The sequence below is a fragment of the Streptomyces sp. RLA131 genome (assembly GCF_056270125.1).
This window is the reverse complement of record NZ_JBWDOQ010000002.1, coordinates 5,616,564-5,629,610: the sequence shown is the minus strand read 5'-3', so window position 1 is coordinate 5,629,610 and position 13,047 is coordinate 5,616,564. Positions and strand designations below refer to the sequence as shown.

Sequence of the window (13,047 nt, the reverse complement as noted above, 5' to 3'; positions counted from 1 at the left end):
GCCGGGCGCGGGTCAGCGCGCCCCGTACACCGGCAGCGCCGGCTCGGCGTCCGCCAGCAGTTTCAGGCCCGCCTCACCCGCTTCGGCAGGGGTGAGGCGGGCCCCCTTGTCGGCGGTGGGCCCGGGGCGCCAGCCCTGCATGACGGTGATGCGGCCGCCGTCGGCCTCGAAGACCCGGCCGGTGACGGCGGCCGAGGCGGCCGAGCCGAGCCAGACCACCAGCGGCGAGACGTTCTCCGGGGCCATCGCGTCGAAGGCGTCACCGGAGGGCGCGGCCATGGTGTCGGCGAAGGTGCGCTCGGTCATCCGGGTGCGGGCGGCCGGGGCGATGGCGTTGACGCGGACGCCGTACGGGGCGAGTTCCGCGGCGGCCACCAGGGTGAGGCCGAGGACGCCGGCCTTGGCGGCGCTGTAGTTGGCCTGGCCGACACTGCCGAGCAGACCGGCGCCGGAGCTGGTGTTGATGACCCGGGCGTCGGGGGTGCGGCCGGCCCTGGCCTCGGCGCGCCAGTGCGCGGCGGCGTGCCTGAGCGGGAGGAAGTGGCCCCTGAGGTGGACCCGCATCACGGCGTCCCAGTCGTCCTCGCCGAGGTTGACAAGCATCCGGTCGCGCAGGAAGCCCGCGTTGTTGACCAGGGTGTCCAGGCGGCCGAAGGCGTCGAGTGCGGCGGCGACCAGGGAGGCGGCGCCCTCCGGGGTGGCGATGTCGCCGCCGTGGGCAACGGCGGCGCCGCCCAGGGCGCGGATCTCCCCGGCCACGTCATGCGCCGGTCCGGCGGAGCCGCCGGCGCCGTCCGGGCCGACGCCGAGATCGTTGACGACGACGCTCGCACCCTCGGCGGCGAAGGCCAGCGCGTGGGCCCGGCCGAGGCCCCGGCCGGCCCCGGTGACCGCGACGACCCGGCCCGCGCAGATTCCGGTCATCTCATGACTCCTTGTCGGTGGTCTCGTCGGTGGTCTTGTTGGTGGTCGCGGCGTCGAGGAAGGCGGGGCGTTCGCCGCCCCCGTGGACGAGCAGGGCGGCGCCGCTGATGTAGCGGGCCCGGTCGGAGGCGAGGAAGACGCAGGCGTCGCCCGCCTCGGCCGGTTCGGCCAGCCGGCCGAGCGGTACGGTGCGGCCGACGGCGGTGAGGCCGGCCTCGTCGCCGTAGTGCAGGGCCGACAGTTCCGTACGGACCATGCCGAGGACGACGGTGTTGACCCGCACCAGCGGGGCCCACTCCACCGCCATCGTGCGGGCCAGGTTCTCCAGGCCGGCCTTGGCGGCTCCGTACGCGGCCGAGCCCGGGGAGGGCCGGGTGCCGCTGACGCTGCCGATCATGACGACGCAGCCGCCGTCGGGCTGATGCCGCATCAGTTCGTAGGCCGCCAGGGAGGCGTGCAGCGGGGCGAGGAGATTGAGCTCGACGACGCGGGCGTGCCGGACGGCGTCCGTGCCGGCCAGCAGCCGGTACGGCGTCCCGCCCGCGTTGTTGACCAGGACGTCGAGCCTGCCGTACGCCTCGCCCACCTGCCGGAAGAAGGCGGCGGTGGCCTCGGGATCGCGCAGGTCGACGGGGATGAACTCGGCTTCGTCGCACGGCTCTTCGGGGGGACGGCGGGCGCAGATCACGGTCCGCGCGCCGGCCTGGACGAAGGCGCGGGCGATCCCGGCGCCGACGCCTCGGGTGCCGCCGGTCACCACCACGACACGGTCCGACAGATCGACAGTCACAGCCACACGGAGTACCTTCCCGGTATATCAAAATCCCCTAACAAACGTTTGGTGGAAAGGTAGCTGATTCTCGTATGGGTGTCTCCACCTCGAACCCGGAACCGGGCATCGCCGTCGTCGCCGTCGACTACCCGCCCGTCAACGCCCTCCCGGTGCGCGGCTGGTACGAGCTGGCCGCCGCCGTGCGCGCCGCGGGGCAGGACCGGGACGTCCGCTGCGTGGTCCTGGCGGCCGAGGGGCGGGGCTTCAACGCGGGCGTCGACATCAAGGAGATGCAGCGCACCGAGGGCCACACCGCGCTCGTCGGCGCCAACCGCGGCTGCTACGAGGCCTTCGCGGCGGTGTACGACTGCGAGGTGCCGGTGGTCGCCGCCGTGCAGGGCTTCTGCCTGGGCGGGGGCGTCGGGCTGGTGGGCAACGCCGACGCGATCGTCGCCGCCGAGGGTGCCTTCTTCGGGCTGCCCGAGCTGGACCGGGGCGCGCTGGGCGCGGCGACCCATCTGGCCCGGCTGGTCCCGCAGCACCTGATGCGGACCCTCTACTACACCTCGCGCACCATCGGCGCGGCCGAGCTGCACCGGCACGGCTCGGTGTGGCAGGTCGTGCCGCCGGCCGGGCTGCGGCAGGCGGCGCTGGCCCTGGCCGGTGAGATCGCAGCCAAGGACGGGGAGCTGGTCCGGATGGCCAAGGCCGCGATCAACGGCATCGACCCGGTGGACGTACACCGGAGTTACCGCTTCGAGCAGGGCTTCACCTTCGAGGCGAACCTCACCGGCGTCGCGGACCGGCACCGCGACGCGTTCGCCGCACCGGCCGCCAGGGAGGGCGCATGACTGAGGGACCCATGACCGAGGGATGCATGACCGACGGACTCATGACCGACGGACTCATGACCGGCAAGCTGATGACCGCGGACGAGGTGGCCGCCCGGCTCCGCTCCGGGATGACGGTGGGCATCGGCGGCTGGGGTTCGCGCCGTAAGCCGATGGCCCTGGTCGACGCCCTGTTACGGACCCCGGTCACCGATCTGACCGTCGTGTCGTACGGCGGCCCCGACGTCGGGATGCTGGTGGCGGCGGGCCGGATACGCAAGCTGGTCACCGCCTTCGTCACCCTCGACTCGATCCCGCTGGAGCCGCACTTCGGGAAGGCCCGGCAGGCGGGGGCCCTCGAACTGGTCGAGCTGGACGAGGCGATGCTGATGTGGGGGCTGACGGCGGCCGTGCACCGGCTGCCCTTCCTGCCGGTGCGGGCGGGCCTCGGCTCGGACGTGATGCGGGTCAACCCGGGGCTGCGCACGGTCACCTCCCCGTACCCGGACGGTGAGGAACTGGTCGCCGTGCCCGCCCTGCCGCTGGACGCCGCGCTGGTCCACCTCAACCGGGCCGACGCCCGCGGCAACGCCCAGTACCTGGGCCCGGACCCGTACTTCGACGACCTGTTCTGCCAGGCCGCCGGGAGCGCGTACGTGTCGTGCGAACGCGTCGTCGACACCGCCGACCTGCTCAAGGACGGGGCCGGCCCGCAGTCGCTGCTGGTGCGGCGGCAGTACGTCACCGGGGTGGTGGAGGCCCCCGGCGGTGCCGGCTTCACCTCCTGCGTGCCGGACTACGGACGGGACGAGGAAGCCCAGCGGGCCTATGTGAAGGAGGCACGGGGATGAGGCGCGCCGACTACTGCGTGATCGCCTGCGCCGAGGCGTGGCGCGGCGACGGCGAGATCCTGGCCAGCCCGATGGGCACGGTGCCCTCCGCCGGTGCGCGGCTGGCCCGGCTGACCTTCGCCCCGGAGCTGCTGCTGACCGACGGCGAGGCGCTGCTGGTGGACGCCGGGGGCGCCGTCGAGGGCTGGCTCCCCTACCGGCAGCATCTCGCCCTGGTCACCGGCGGGCGGCGGCACGTGATGATGGGCGCCAGCCAGATCGACCGGCACGGCAACCAGAACATCTCCTGCGTCGGCGACTGGGCGCGGCCCACCCGTCAGCTGCTGGGTGTACGCGGGGCGCCGGTCAACACCCTGAACAATCCGACCAGTTACTGGGTCCCCAGGCACAGCCGCCGGGTCTTCGTCGAGCAGGTCGACATGGTGTGCGGGGTGGGCCCCGCCCGGGCCGCCGCGGCCGGGCCGTCCGCGACCCGCTTCCACGACATCCGCCAGGTGGTGAGCGACCTGGGCGTCTTCGACTTCGCGACCCCCGACCGGACGATGCGGATCCGGTCCCTGCACCCCGGCGTGAGCCCCGAGGAGGTACGGGAGGCCACCGGCTTCGACCTGGCCGTACCGCCGGGCCCGCTGCCGTACACCCGCGAGCCCACGGCGGCGGAACTGCGGCTGCTGCGGGAGGTGGTGGACCCGGAGGGGCTCCGTTACCGCGAGGTAATATCATGATCGAGACACCGTTCACCGAACTGACCGGTGTTCACCACCCCATTGTCCAGACCGGTATGGGGTGGGTCGCCGGGCCGCGCCTGGTGTCCGCCACCGCGAACGCCGGGGCGCTCGGCATCCTCGCCTCCGCGACCATGTCCCCCGACCGGCTCCGCGCCGCGGTCCGGGAGGTGCGGGCCCGTACCCGGGCCCCGTTCGGCGTCAATCTGCGCGCCGACGCGGCGGACGCGGCCGAGCGGGTACGCATCATCATCGACGAGGGCGTACGGGTGGCCTCCTTCGCCCTCGCGCCCTCCCGTGAGCTGATCGCCCGCCTCAAGGACGCCGGCGTCGTGGTCATCCCCTCGGTGGGTGCCCGCCGGCACGCCGAGAAGGTCGCCGGGTGGGGCGCGGACGCCGTCCTGGTCCAGGGCTCCGAGGGCGGCGGGCACACCGGGGCGGTGGCCACCACCGTGCTGCTGCCGCAGGTCGTCGACGCCGTGGACATCCCGGTGATCGCGGCCGGCGGCTTCCACGACGGCCGCGGGCTGGTCGCCGCCCTCGCCTACGGCGCGGCCGGGATCGCCATGGGCACCCGCTTCCTGCTGACCTCGGACAGCCCGGTCCCGGACGCGGTCAAGGCCCGCTATCTGGCGGCCGGCGTCCAGGACGTCATCCTCACCGACCGGATCGACGGCCTCCCGCACCGCATGCTCCGTACGGACCTGGTGGGAGCCCTCGAACGCGCCGGGCGGGCCGCCGCGCTGCTGCGCGCGGTGCGGCACGCGGCGGCCTTCCGCAGGGTCTCCGGGATGAGCTGGCCGGCCATGGTGCGGGACGGGCTCGCGATGCGGCACGGACACCGGCTGACCTGGAGCCAGGTGCTGCTGGCGGCCACCGCGCCGATGATGCTCAGACGGGCCATGGTCGACGGCCGTCCCGACCTGGGCATCATGGCCTCCGGTCAGGTCGCCGGGCTGATCGGCGATCTGCCGTCGTGCGCGGAGCTCGTGGCGCGCGTCATGGCGGAGGCCGAACGGACCCTCTCCCGGCTGCCGTAGGGCCGGCCGGCTCGTAGCATCGGGGTATGTCCGAAGTGAATCTGTCCCAGGTGGAAGCCCTCGCCCGTCTCGCGCACGCCGCGCAGGTCGACAAGGCGGGACGCCCGTACGCCGAGCATCTGGCGGCCGTGGCGGGCGGTGTCGCCGAGCGTGGCGGTTCGCCGGAGCAGATCGCGGCGGCCTGGCTGCACGACAGCGTGGAGGACGGCGTGCTGTCCCCGCGGTGGCTGGAGGGCGCCGAACTGCCGCAGGCCGTCAAGGACATGGTGCTGGCCCTGACCAAACAGCCCGGGGAGGCCCTGGAGGACTACACCGCGCGGATCCTGGCCGTGCCGGGGGCCCTGCTGGTCAAGGAGTCGGATCTGGCGCACAACGCCGACCCGCGCCGCCTGGCGGTGCTGCCGCGGGCGACGCGGGAGCGGCTGACGGCCAAGTACGAGCGGGTACGGGAGCTGCTGGGCATCCGGACCGCACAGGGCTGACACACCGCCGCGCCCCGCCGACTGCATGGCGGGGCGCGGTGGTTCGGGGAGCGTTCTCGTCAGTGCTTCTTCTTCTTGTGGTGCTTGTTGCTGGTGTCGTACATGTAGCCGGGGGCGACGTCCGCGGGCGGCTCCTCGGTGGCGGTGGCCTCGTCCGTGGGGGCTGCCGTGTCGGTGGCCTCGTCGGTGGCGGTGGCCTCGTCCGTCGCGGTGGCCTCGTCCGTGGGAGCGGCCGTGTCGGTGGCCTCGTCCGTCGCGGCGGCGGTGTCCGTCACCGACGGGTCGGCGGTGTCGGTGGCCTCGTCCGTGGCCGCGTCGGAAGCCGCGTCGGTCGCGGTGTCGGTCGCCGCGGCGCCGTCGGCCGCCGGGATGTCCACGCCGAGCGCGGCGAGGGCGGTGGTGACCGGCTGGAAGAAGGTGGTGCCGCCGACGGTGCAGTCGCCGTCGCCGCCGGAGGTGAGGCCGACGGCGGACTCACCGTCGAAGAGCGGGCCGCCGCTGTCGCCGGGCTCGGCGCAGACATCGGTCTGGATCAGGCCGGTGACGGTGCCCTCGGGGTAGTTGACCGTGGCATCGAGCGCCTGGACCTGGCCGTCGTGCACACCGGTGGTGCTGCCGCTGCGGGTGACCTTCTCACCGACCACGGCCTCGGCGGCGGCGGTGATGGCCTGGGTGGAGTCACCGAGGTCGACCTCGCTGGGCTGCTCGACGGCCGTGCCGTCGGTGGAGATCAGCGAGAAGTCACCGTCGCCGGGGAAGGTGTCCTTCACCGTCTCGCCGAGCGTCGCGGTGGCGTTCTGGTCGGCGGCCCAGGGCGTACCGACCGCACCGCAGTGACCGGCGGTGAGAATGAAGTTGCTGGTGCCGTCGGTGACGTTGAAGCCCAGCGAACAGCGGGCGACGTCGGAGAAGATCGCGTCACCACCGGCGATGGCGGCGCGGGTGCTGAAGGTGCTGGTGGTGCGCTCCATCCGTACGGCGCCGTTCTGGGCGTCCGCGGTGGCGGACAGGGCCGTCCAGTCGGTGGCGGAGACCGTCTTGTCGGCGAGCACCACGACCTGGTTGGTCTGCGGGTTCACCGACCAGGCGGTGCCGGTCACCGTGGGGGCGGCCTTGAGCGCCGCCGCGGCGGTGGCCAGCTGGTCGGAGCTGCGGGTCACCCTCTTCGCGGTTGCGCCGGCGTCCTCCACGGTCTTGGCCGCGGCGTCGGTGGTGACGGCGACGACGGTTTTACCGTCCTCGCCTATCCAGCTGCCTGCCGTGCTGTCGCCGCCGAGCTGGCTGACCAGCGTTCCGGCGAGTGTCGCCGCGTCGGGCGTGGGCGCCGGCGAGGACGACTGGCTCGCGAACGCTCCGGCGACCACCGCCCCGGCGCAGACCAGTCCGCCTGCCGTGGCGAAGATGCCGATCCTGCGGACGTTGCGTTGCCTTGCGTGACTCAACTGATGCCTCCCTGGGCCAGGTTCGTCGCTAGATACGCGACGCCCTCACCGAGGGACTCAAATTCTTTTATGAGAATCCGACAAGCAACCCGCCGGGCCGGCCGCGGACGCCCCGCCGACGGGCCGCCGGCCGGGCCCGGGACCGGCCCGCCGGCCCCGGCATCAGTTCTTGCGGGCGACCCCCACCCAGCTCGCGGCCTGCGCGTTCGTGTACCCCGAGCTGAGGTCGCCGCCCTCCGGCTGCCGCCACTGGTGCACCGGTACGACACCCGGCTCGACGGGCTCCAGGTGCTCGAAGAAACGTGCCACCTCGCTCTGCGAACGCAGCTGCGCGGGGATCCCGCCGGCGCGGTAGACCTCGATGACCTTCCCCAGCGTCACCGGGTCGAAGTCGCCCGTCACATGCGAGATGACCAGATAGCTGCCGGGCGCCAGGGCGTCCACGAAGGCCCGCACGAGGTCGTAGGCGTGGAACTCGTCGGGGACGAAGTGCAGGAGCGCGTTAAGGCTCAGCGCGACCGGCTGCGACAGGTCGATCGTGTCGTGCAGCTCGGGCGCGTCGAGGATCTTCCCCGGCTCCCGTACGTCGGCGTCGAGATAGGCCGTCCGTCCCTGCGGGGAGCTGCGCAGCAGCGCGCGGGCGTGGGTGAGGACGATCGGGTCGTTGTCGGCGTAGACGATCCGGGCGTCGGGGTGCACGCTCTGGGCGACCTGGTGGAGGTTGGGCTCGGTGGGGATGCCGGTGCCTATGTCGAGGAACTGCCGGATGCCCGCCTCGGCGGCCAGGTAGCGGGTGGAGCGCTGCATGAACAGCCGCAGCGCCCTGGCCCCGTGGGCGGCGTGGGGGTTGATGGTCAGGACCTGCTGGGCGGCCTGCGCGTCGACCTCGTAGTGGTCCTTGCCGCCCAGGTAGTAGTCGTACATCCGGGCCGGGTGCGGCTTGGTGGTGTCGATACGGCCCGGGGTCATGCTCGTTCTCCCATCAGGAAGTCCGCGGCGCCGGACTTGGCGCCGAGGATGAACTGGGTGATGTCCTGGTTGCTGCAGATCAGTGCCGGCCCGTCGGGGTCGGTGGACTGCCGGAGGGCCACCCGGCCGTCGTTGAGCTTCTTCGCCTCGACGCAGGAGCCGCCGTTGGTGCCGCTCCACGGCTTGTGCCAGCCCTCGGTGCCGAGGTTCCTGGCCGGCATCCCGTTACGTATGTGGTGTTGGTCGCGATCCATGGTTCAGATCTCCTTGAGCAGAGCGTGGAGGAAGGCCTCGGTGCCTTCCGGGGTCGCCGCCTGCTCGCACATCCGGTCCAGGGTCTGGAGGTACGTGGCGACTTCGGCGCGCTCGTCCCGGTAGGAGGCACTGGTCAGCCCCTCCGAGTAGACGATGTCGGGCAGTTCGGGAATCCCGAAGCGGAAGATCTGGAACGGCCCGAAGGCGCCGGGATGGGGCCCCGTGGAGAAGGGCACGACCTGGATCGTCACATTGCTCAGTTCGACCGCCCGCAGCAGCCGGTTGATCTGACCCCGCATCACCTGGGGCCCTCCGACGTTGCGGCGCAGCACGGTCTCGTCCACGACGGCCCACAGACGGGGCGCGTCCTCGGCCCGGGTCAGCAGGGACTGCCGTTCCATGCGCAGCGCGACCCGCTTGTCGAGTTCCTCGCGGCTCGCGTCGGGAAAGCCGACGCCCAGGAGGGTGCGGACGTAGTCCTCGGTCTGGAGCAGTCCGGGCACGTAGTGCGGCTCGTAGGCCCGGATCATCCTGGCGGCGCCTTCCAGCGACACGTAGACGCTGAACCAGTCGGGCACCACATCGCGGAAGTTGTGCCACCAGCCGGGGCGGTTGGCCTCCTCGGCGAGGGAGAGGAAGTCGTCGATCTCGGCGCGGGCGACGCCGTAGGTCTGCAGCAGCTTCTCGACGTAGAGGAGTTTGAGGCCGACCTCGGCCTTCTCCATACGCCGGACGGTGGTCTGGTTGACGCGCAGCGCACGGGCGGCCTGTTCCGGGGAGAGGCCCGCCTTCTCACGGAGGTCCTGCAGCCGCTTGCCGAGGACGATCTGGCCGACGGTCGGGGCGGACCGCGGTTCACTCATGCCGTCTACCTCTGCCTCTCGTGCCGCTGGGTTCCAGAAGTGTGCCATGGCCCCCGTGCGGGGAACATCCTGCAATCCGACGTCTGCATTCTGCAAAGTGCCCCTTGCCAGCTGGCCGTGACGGCAGCGATAGTTGCAGAGTGATCCAGCCCATGAGGCCGCGCTTGCACGGGAGTTGGGCTCCGCCCCGGCCTGCCCTCCCGGTGACGTGTCCCCCCACAGGCACATGGAAGGCAGACACCATGGCTCCCGATGTGCGCTTGACCCGCCTGCCCTGCCATGACTCCTTCCGGCTCCCTGCCGAGAACGGACAGGTCGGCGAGGCACGGCGCAGGGTGCGGTCGATCCTGCTGGGCTGGGGCGCGGACGGCATCGGCGACGACCTGGTGCTCATCGTGAGCGAGCTGTTCACCAACGCCGTGCGGCACAGCGGCGGAGACCGGATAGACGTGGCCCTGTGGACGGCCGAGTCACTGCTCTACGTGGAGGTCACCGACCGGGGCCCGGCGGACAGCCGGCCCACGCCGCGGGTGGCCGCCGCCGACGACGAGGGCGGGCGCGGGCTGATGCTCGTCGAGCACCTGGCGGCACGCTGGGGCTCCGGCGAGGCCCGCACGGGCAGCGGCGGTCACGCCGTGTGGGCGGCGCTGGAACTGAACTGACGGCCCGCCGGGCGGGCTTTCCCTAGACCTTGACGCCGTGCTTGCGCAGGTACGCGAGCGGGCTGACGTCGGACCCGTAGCCCGGGCCGGTACGGACCTCGAAATGCAGGTGCGGGCCCGTGGTGTTGCCGGTGGCGCCGGAGCGGCCGATCTGCTGGCCGGCGCTCACGGTCTGCCCGGCGCGGACGGTGAGCGAGGAGAAGTGGCCGTACTGCGTGTACATCCCGTCGGCGTGCCGGATCACCACCTGGTAGCCGTACGCTCCGCCCCAGCCCGCGGTGACCACGGTGCCGGCGGCGACGGCCTTGACCGAGGTGCCGGTCGGTACGACGAAGTCCTGGCCCGTGTGGTGGCCGCTGGACCACAGCGAACCGGTGGTGCCCCAGGCGGTGCCGAGCCGGAAGCTGCCGCTGATGGGCGACGCGTACGAGGCGTGGTGGGTGGTGTGCGTGGTGTGCGTGGCGGGGGTCTTCGCGGCCGGTTTCGCCTTCGTCGCAGGCTTGGCCTTGGTCGCGGCCGAGGCCGTGGCCTTCGTGCCGCCGGGCAGGGACAGCCGCTGGCCGGGCAGGATGAGGTCCGGGTCCTGGCCGACGGTGGCGCGGTTGGCCTCGTAGAGGCGGTGCCAGCCGCCGCTCACGTCGTGCTCGTCGGCGATTCCGGACAGCGTGTCGCCGCTGACGACCTCGTAGCCGCCGCTCCTGCTCTTCGTGGGCCCGCTGCCGGTCCCGGCCTCGGCCTTGCTCTTCGGCTCGGCCTCGGCCTTGGTGGCGGGCGCGGCCTTGACCTTGGCCTTGACCTTGGTGGCGGCCTTCTCCGTGTACGTGTACTTGTGCACCTCGGTGCGGGTCAGCCCGGCCTTCACCGAGCACACCGGCCAGGCCGTCGGGCCCTGGGCCGCCAGGACCTTCTCGGCCACGGCTATCTGCTCCTGCTGGGTGGCGAGGTCGGCGCGGGCCCCGTACGCGGAGCCTCCGTACGCCTTCCACGTGGACTGTTTGAACTGCAGCCCGCCGTAGTACCCGTTGCCCGTGTTGATGCTCCAGTTGCCGCTGCTCTCGCAGTCGGCGACCTTCTCCCAGGTGGTGGCGGTTGCCGCGCTCGCGCTGGGGGCACCGATGAGCGGCAGGGCGATACCCGCGCCGCCCGCCGTGGCGGCGACGGAGATCCGGTTCAGCCGACCGGGCTGGGCCGGGCGGCGGTGGCGTCCGATTACGGGCATGAGTGACCGTCCTCTGCGTTCCGTTCGAGCCATTAGCGCAGAAGGACCCCCGGGCCACAAGACCCTGTGCGTTTCAGGAAGTTCGGGCCGGAAGCGGCAACGGGAGCCCCGGCAGGCCGTCGATGCTGGTGGCGAGGTACGGCTTCTTCTCGCAGTAGTCGTTGAAACTTTCGTCGGTCTCCCGGCCGAAACGGCGGGTGTGCAGGTCTCGGTCCTCGACGTAGTCCATGAAGGGCACCGCGTACCCGCAGGAGTCGCTGACCCGTTCCGCCGTGACGACGATGACGGCCCGGCAGTCGGTCCGGGTGCGGCAGTCCTCGCCGAAGCGCGCGATCAGACCGTCCCAGCGGGGGTCGTCGCGGAAGACCGGCTCGCCCCTGCCGTGCACGCGGACGATGTTGGGCGGGCCGTCGAAGGCGCACCACATGAGGGTGATGCGGCCGTTCTCCCGCAGATGGGCGATGGTCTCGGCACCGCTGCCGCCGAGGTCGAGGTAGGCCAGCGTGAGATCGTCGATGATCACGAAGGAACCCTCGGTGAGGCCCTTCGGGGAGAGGTTGACGCGGCCGTCGCCGGCCAGTGGCGCGGTGCCGGTGAAGAAGATTTTCTGCTTCAGGATGAACGACCGCAGACGGCCGTCGATGCGCTCATAGATCTTTCCCATGCAATGAATTATCAGTGCTGCCCGCACGGATCCGTGTGATTATTGACCGATGAACGAAGATCGTCCGAATGCTTTCGAGCGCGTGCTGACCGAGCGCCTCGAACTGCGCGCCGTCTCGATGGCGGATGTGGCCCCGCTCTTCGCCATCAACTCCGACCCGGACACCTGGCGGCACGCCCCCGAGGAGCGGCACACCACGGCCGACCAGACCCGCGTGTGGATCGACCGGGCCGCCGCCCGCTGGCGCACGGACGGGCTGAGCTACTGGTGCGTACGGCTGCGCGGCGAGGGCTCGACGATCGGCGTCGGCGGGGTGCAGCGGCACGCCAGCGGCGGCTGGAACCTCTACTACCGCTTCGCCCCCTCCTCCTGGGGCCGGGGCTTCGCCACCGAGATGTCCCGGGCCGCCGTGAAGGCCGCCCACAGCGTCGACCCCGACGCCCCGGTCTTCGCCTGGATCCTCGACCACAACGCGGCCTCACGACGGGTCGCCGAACGCCTGGGCCTGCGGAACTACGGCGAGTTCCTGGACACCAACGACGGTGTGGCCCGTCTGACCTACGCCGACCGGCCGCCGCTGATCCTCGGCCCGGCCGTCGCCTCAGTCGTCCTTGACGGTGATCCCGACGGTCGCGGCGAGGGCCGGCGCCAGCTCCAGTAGCTGTCCCGTGCCGATGACCGCGCCGCGCAGCGACTCGTATCCGTCGGCGAGGTCGAGGCGGGTCGCGCCGCGCAGGTCGGTCCGTTTGAGGACCGCCCCGCCCAGCCGTATCCGCTCCAGCGCCGACCCGGGGAACGTCACCCCGTCCAGCTTCGCCCCGCCCAGATCCACGTCCCGCAGCACGCAGTCCTCGAAGACCACGTCGTACAGCGCGGCGCCGCGCAGATTGACCGAGTCGAACTTGCAGCGCCGGAAGACCACCCGCCGAAGCACCGAACCGAAGGCCTCCACCCCCGCGAGGACGCAGCCGTCGGCCGTGGTGTCCAGCCAGTCCGACTCGGCGAGCCGGGTGCCGACGAAGCGGTCGCCACGCAGAAAGACGTCGTTGAGGCGGGCCCGGCGCAGGCTCACGCCGGTGAAGGAACTGTCCGTTATCGCGCACTCAAGGAAGTGCGCCCCGGCCGCCTCGTCGTCCTCGAAGCGCAGGCGGTCGAAGTGGACGGTGTCGTAGCGCGCCTCCACGGCGAGCCCGCCGCCCTCATGGGGCTGGAGCAGGTCCGCGTACGGCAGGTCGCCGAGCTCTTCCGGGATCCGGGACGGTCGTGGGTTCACGATCACCACCGTAAGGGGTGCCACTGACAACGCCCGGCCCGGCGGGCATAAGCGAATTATCGGGCACCTCTTGCTA

At 72.1% G+C, this 13,047-nt stretch carries 16 protein-coding genes; 7 read left to right on the top strand and 9 right to left on the bottom strand.

The genetic code is table 11. The features are described 5' to 3' along the window. Window positions 1-12: 12 nt before the first annotated feature. Together RWE79_RS26530 and RWE79_RS26525 are read right to left on the bottom strand one after the other, a co-directional pair. On the bottom strand, window positions 13-924 hold the full coding sequence (locus RWE79_RS26530; protein WP_475942575.1) for an SDR family oxidoreductase: 912 nt from the start codon (window positions 922-924) through the stop codon (window positions 13-15). Between the two features lies 1 nt (window position 925). Further along, window positions 926-1,720: an SDR family oxidoreductase gene (locus RWE79_RS26525; RefSeq protein WP_475942574.1), complete on the bottom strand. Its 795-nt coding sequence runs from the start codon at window positions 1,718-1,720 to the stop codon at window positions 926-928. A 68-nt stretch (window positions 1,721-1,788) separates the two neighbouring features. Here RWE79_RS26525 and RWE79_RS26520 point away from each other — a divergent pair, with 68 nt between their 5' ends. From RWE79_RS26520 to RWE79_RS26500, 5 genes are read left to right on the top strand one after another with little or no spacing between them, the layout of a single operon-like run. After that, on the top strand, window positions 1,789-2,547 hold the full coding sequence (locus RWE79_RS26520) for an enoyl-CoA hydratase family protein (RefSeq protein ID WP_475942573.1): 759 nt from the start codon (window positions 1,789-1,791) through the stop codon (window positions 2,545-2,547). A gap of 56 nt (window positions 2,548-2,603) precedes the next feature. Beyond that, the gene (locus RWE79_RS26515; protein WP_475946115.1) at window positions 2,604-3,377 is read left to right on the top strand and encodes a CoA transferase subunit A; all 774 of its coding nucleotides are present in this window, start codon (window positions 2,604-2,606) and stop codon (window positions 3,375-3,377) included. Continuing rightward, window positions 3,374-4,102, top strand: a complete 729-nt coding sequence (locus RWE79_RS26510) for a CoA-transferase subunit beta (RefSeq protein ID WP_475942572.1) — start codon at window positions 3,374-3,376, stop codon at window positions 4,100-4,102. The genes RWE79_RS26515 and RWE79_RS26510 overlap by 4 nt, the downstream gene beginning before the upstream one ends. After that, window positions 4,102-5,142: an NAD(P)H-dependent flavin oxidoreductase gene (locus RWE79_RS26505; RefSeq protein ID WP_475946113.1), complete on the top strand. Its 1,041-nt coding sequence runs from the start codon at window positions 4,102-4,104 to the stop codon at window positions 5,140-5,142. The genes RWE79_RS26510 and RWE79_RS26505 overlap by 1 nt, the downstream gene beginning before the upstream one ends. A 26-nt stretch (window positions 5,143-5,168) precedes the next feature. Next, entirely contained in the window at window positions 5,169-5,624 is a 456-nt protein-coding gene (locus tag RWE79_RS26500) for an HD domain-containing protein (protein WP_475942571.1), read from the top strand. 59 nt (window positions 5,625-5,683) lie between these two features. Here RWE79_RS26500 and RWE79_RS26495 read toward each other — a convergent pair whose 3' ends face one another. The 4 genes from RWE79_RS26495 to RWE79_RS26480 form a co-directional block, all read right to left on the bottom strand. Continuing rightward, window positions 5,684-7,066, bottom strand: a complete 1,383-nt coding sequence (locus tag RWE79_RS26495; RefSeq protein ID WP_475942570.1) for a S1 family peptidase — start codon at window positions 7,064-7,066, stop codon at window positions 5,684-5,686. 162 nt (window positions 7,067-7,228) lie between these two features. Next, window positions 7,229-8,035 carry an SAM-dependent methyltransferase gene (locus tag RWE79_RS26490; protein WP_475942569.1) on the bottom strand — a complete coding sequence of 269 codons (807 nt, stop codon included), beginning with the start codon at window positions 8,033-8,035 and terminating at the stop codon, window positions 7,229-7,231. Next, a complete protein-coding gene (locus tag RWE79_RS26485) occupies window positions 8,032-8,289 on the bottom strand; it encodes a DUF397 domain-containing protein (RefSeq protein WP_475942568.1) in 258 nt (85 codons plus the stop codon). The genes RWE79_RS26490 and RWE79_RS26485 overlap by 4 nt, the downstream gene beginning before the upstream one ends. Window positions 8,290-8,292: 3 nt before the next feature. Beyond that, window positions 8,293-9,153: a helix-turn-helix domain-containing protein gene (locus RWE79_RS26480; RefSeq protein WP_475942567.1), complete on the bottom strand. Its 861-nt coding sequence runs from the start codon at window positions 9,151-9,153 to the stop codon at window positions 8,293-8,295. Window positions 9,154-9,395: 242 nt separating this feature from the next. On the opposite strand from RWE79_RS26480, the gene RWE79_RS26475 reads away from it, so the two are divergent. Beyond that, complete coding sequence (locus tag RWE79_RS26475; RefSeq protein ID WP_475942566.1) at window positions 9,396-9,815, top strand: ATP-binding protein; 420 nt, start codon at window positions 9,396-9,398, stop codon at window positions 9,813-9,815. Window positions 9,816-9,837: 22 nt separating this feature from the next. On the opposite strand, the gene RWE79_RS26470 is transcribed toward RWE79_RS26475, so the two are convergent. Both RWE79_RS26470 and RWE79_RS26465 read right to left on the bottom strand, forming a co-directional pair. Beyond that, window positions 9,838-11,034: a transglycosylase family protein gene (locus tag RWE79_RS26470; RefSeq protein ID WP_475942565.1), complete on the bottom strand. Its 1,197-nt coding sequence runs from the start codon at window positions 11,032-11,034 to the stop codon at window positions 9,838-9,840. 73 nt (window positions 11,035-11,107) lie between these two features. Further along, entirely contained in the window at window positions 11,108-11,698 is a 591-nt protein-coding gene (locus RWE79_RS26465) for a pyridoxamine 5'-phosphate oxidase family protein (protein WP_475942564.1), read from the bottom strand. A gap of 49 nt (window positions 11,699-11,747) precedes the next feature. Between RWE79_RS26465 and RWE79_RS26460 the strand changes: the two genes are divergently transcribed. Then, window positions 11,748-12,359, top strand: coding sequence for a GNAT family N-acetyltransferase (locus RWE79_RS26460; RefSeq protein ID WP_475942563.1), 612 nt, complete (start codon window positions 11,748-11,750; stop codon window positions 12,357-12,359). Here the strand turns inward: RWE79_RS26460 and RWE79_RS26455 are convergent. After that, complete coding sequence (locus tag RWE79_RS26455) at window positions 12,300-12,971, bottom strand: pentapeptide repeat-containing protein (RefSeq protein ID WP_475942562.1); 672 nt, start codon at window positions 12,969-12,971, stop codon at window positions 12,300-12,302. The genes RWE79_RS26460 and RWE79_RS26455 overlap by 60 nt on opposite strands. Between the last annotated feature and the right edge of the window lie 76 nt (window positions 12,972-13,047).

Coding starts and splice junctions, on each gene's coding strand:
- RWE79_RS26470 (WP_475942565.1), bottom strand. CDS start 11,034: ATGCCCGTAATCGGACGCCACCGCCGCCCGGCCCAGCCCGGTCGGCTG.
- RWE79_RS26480 (WP_475942567.1), bottom strand. CDS start 9,153: ATGAGTGAACCGCGGTCCGCCCCGACCGTCGGCCAGATCGTCCTCGGC.
- RWE79_RS26510 (WP_475942572.1), top strand. CDS start 3,374: ATGAGGCGCGCCGACTACTGCGTGATCGCCTGCGCCGAGGCGTGGCGC.
- RWE79_RS26485 (WP_475942568.1), bottom strand. CDS start 8,289: ATGGATCGCGACCAACACCACATACGTAACGGGATGCCGGCCAGGAAC.
- RWE79_RS26500 (WP_475942571.1), top strand. CDS start 5,169: ATGTCCGAAGTGAATCTGTCCCAGGTGGAAGCCCTCGCCCGTCTCGCG.
- RWE79_RS26530 (WP_475942575.1), bottom strand. CDS start 924: ATGACCGGAATCTGCGCGGGCCGGGTCGTCGCGGTCACCGGGGCCGGC.
- RWE79_RS26475 (WP_475942566.1), top strand. CDS start 9,396: ATGGCTCCCGATGTGCGCTTGACCCGCCTGCCCTGCCATGACTCCTTC.
- RWE79_RS26520 (WP_475942573.1), top strand. CDS start 1,789: ATGGGTGTCTCCACCTCGAACCCGGAACCGGGCATCGCCGTCGTCGCC.
- RWE79_RS26460 (WP_475942563.1), top strand. CDS start 11,748: ATGAACGAAGATCGTCCGAATGCTTTCGAGCGCGTGCTGACCGAGCGC.
- RWE79_RS26515 (WP_475946115.1), top strand. CDS start 2,604: ATGACCGGCAAGCTGATGACCGCGGACGAGGTGGCCGCCCGGCTCCGC.
- RWE79_RS26465 (WP_475942564.1), bottom strand. CDS start 11,698: ATGGGAAAGATCTATGAGCGCATCGACGGCCGTCTGCGGTCGTTCATC.
- RWE79_RS26490 (WP_475942569.1), bottom strand. CDS start 8,035: ATGACCCCGGGCCGTATCGACACCACCAAGCCGCACCCGGCCCGGATG.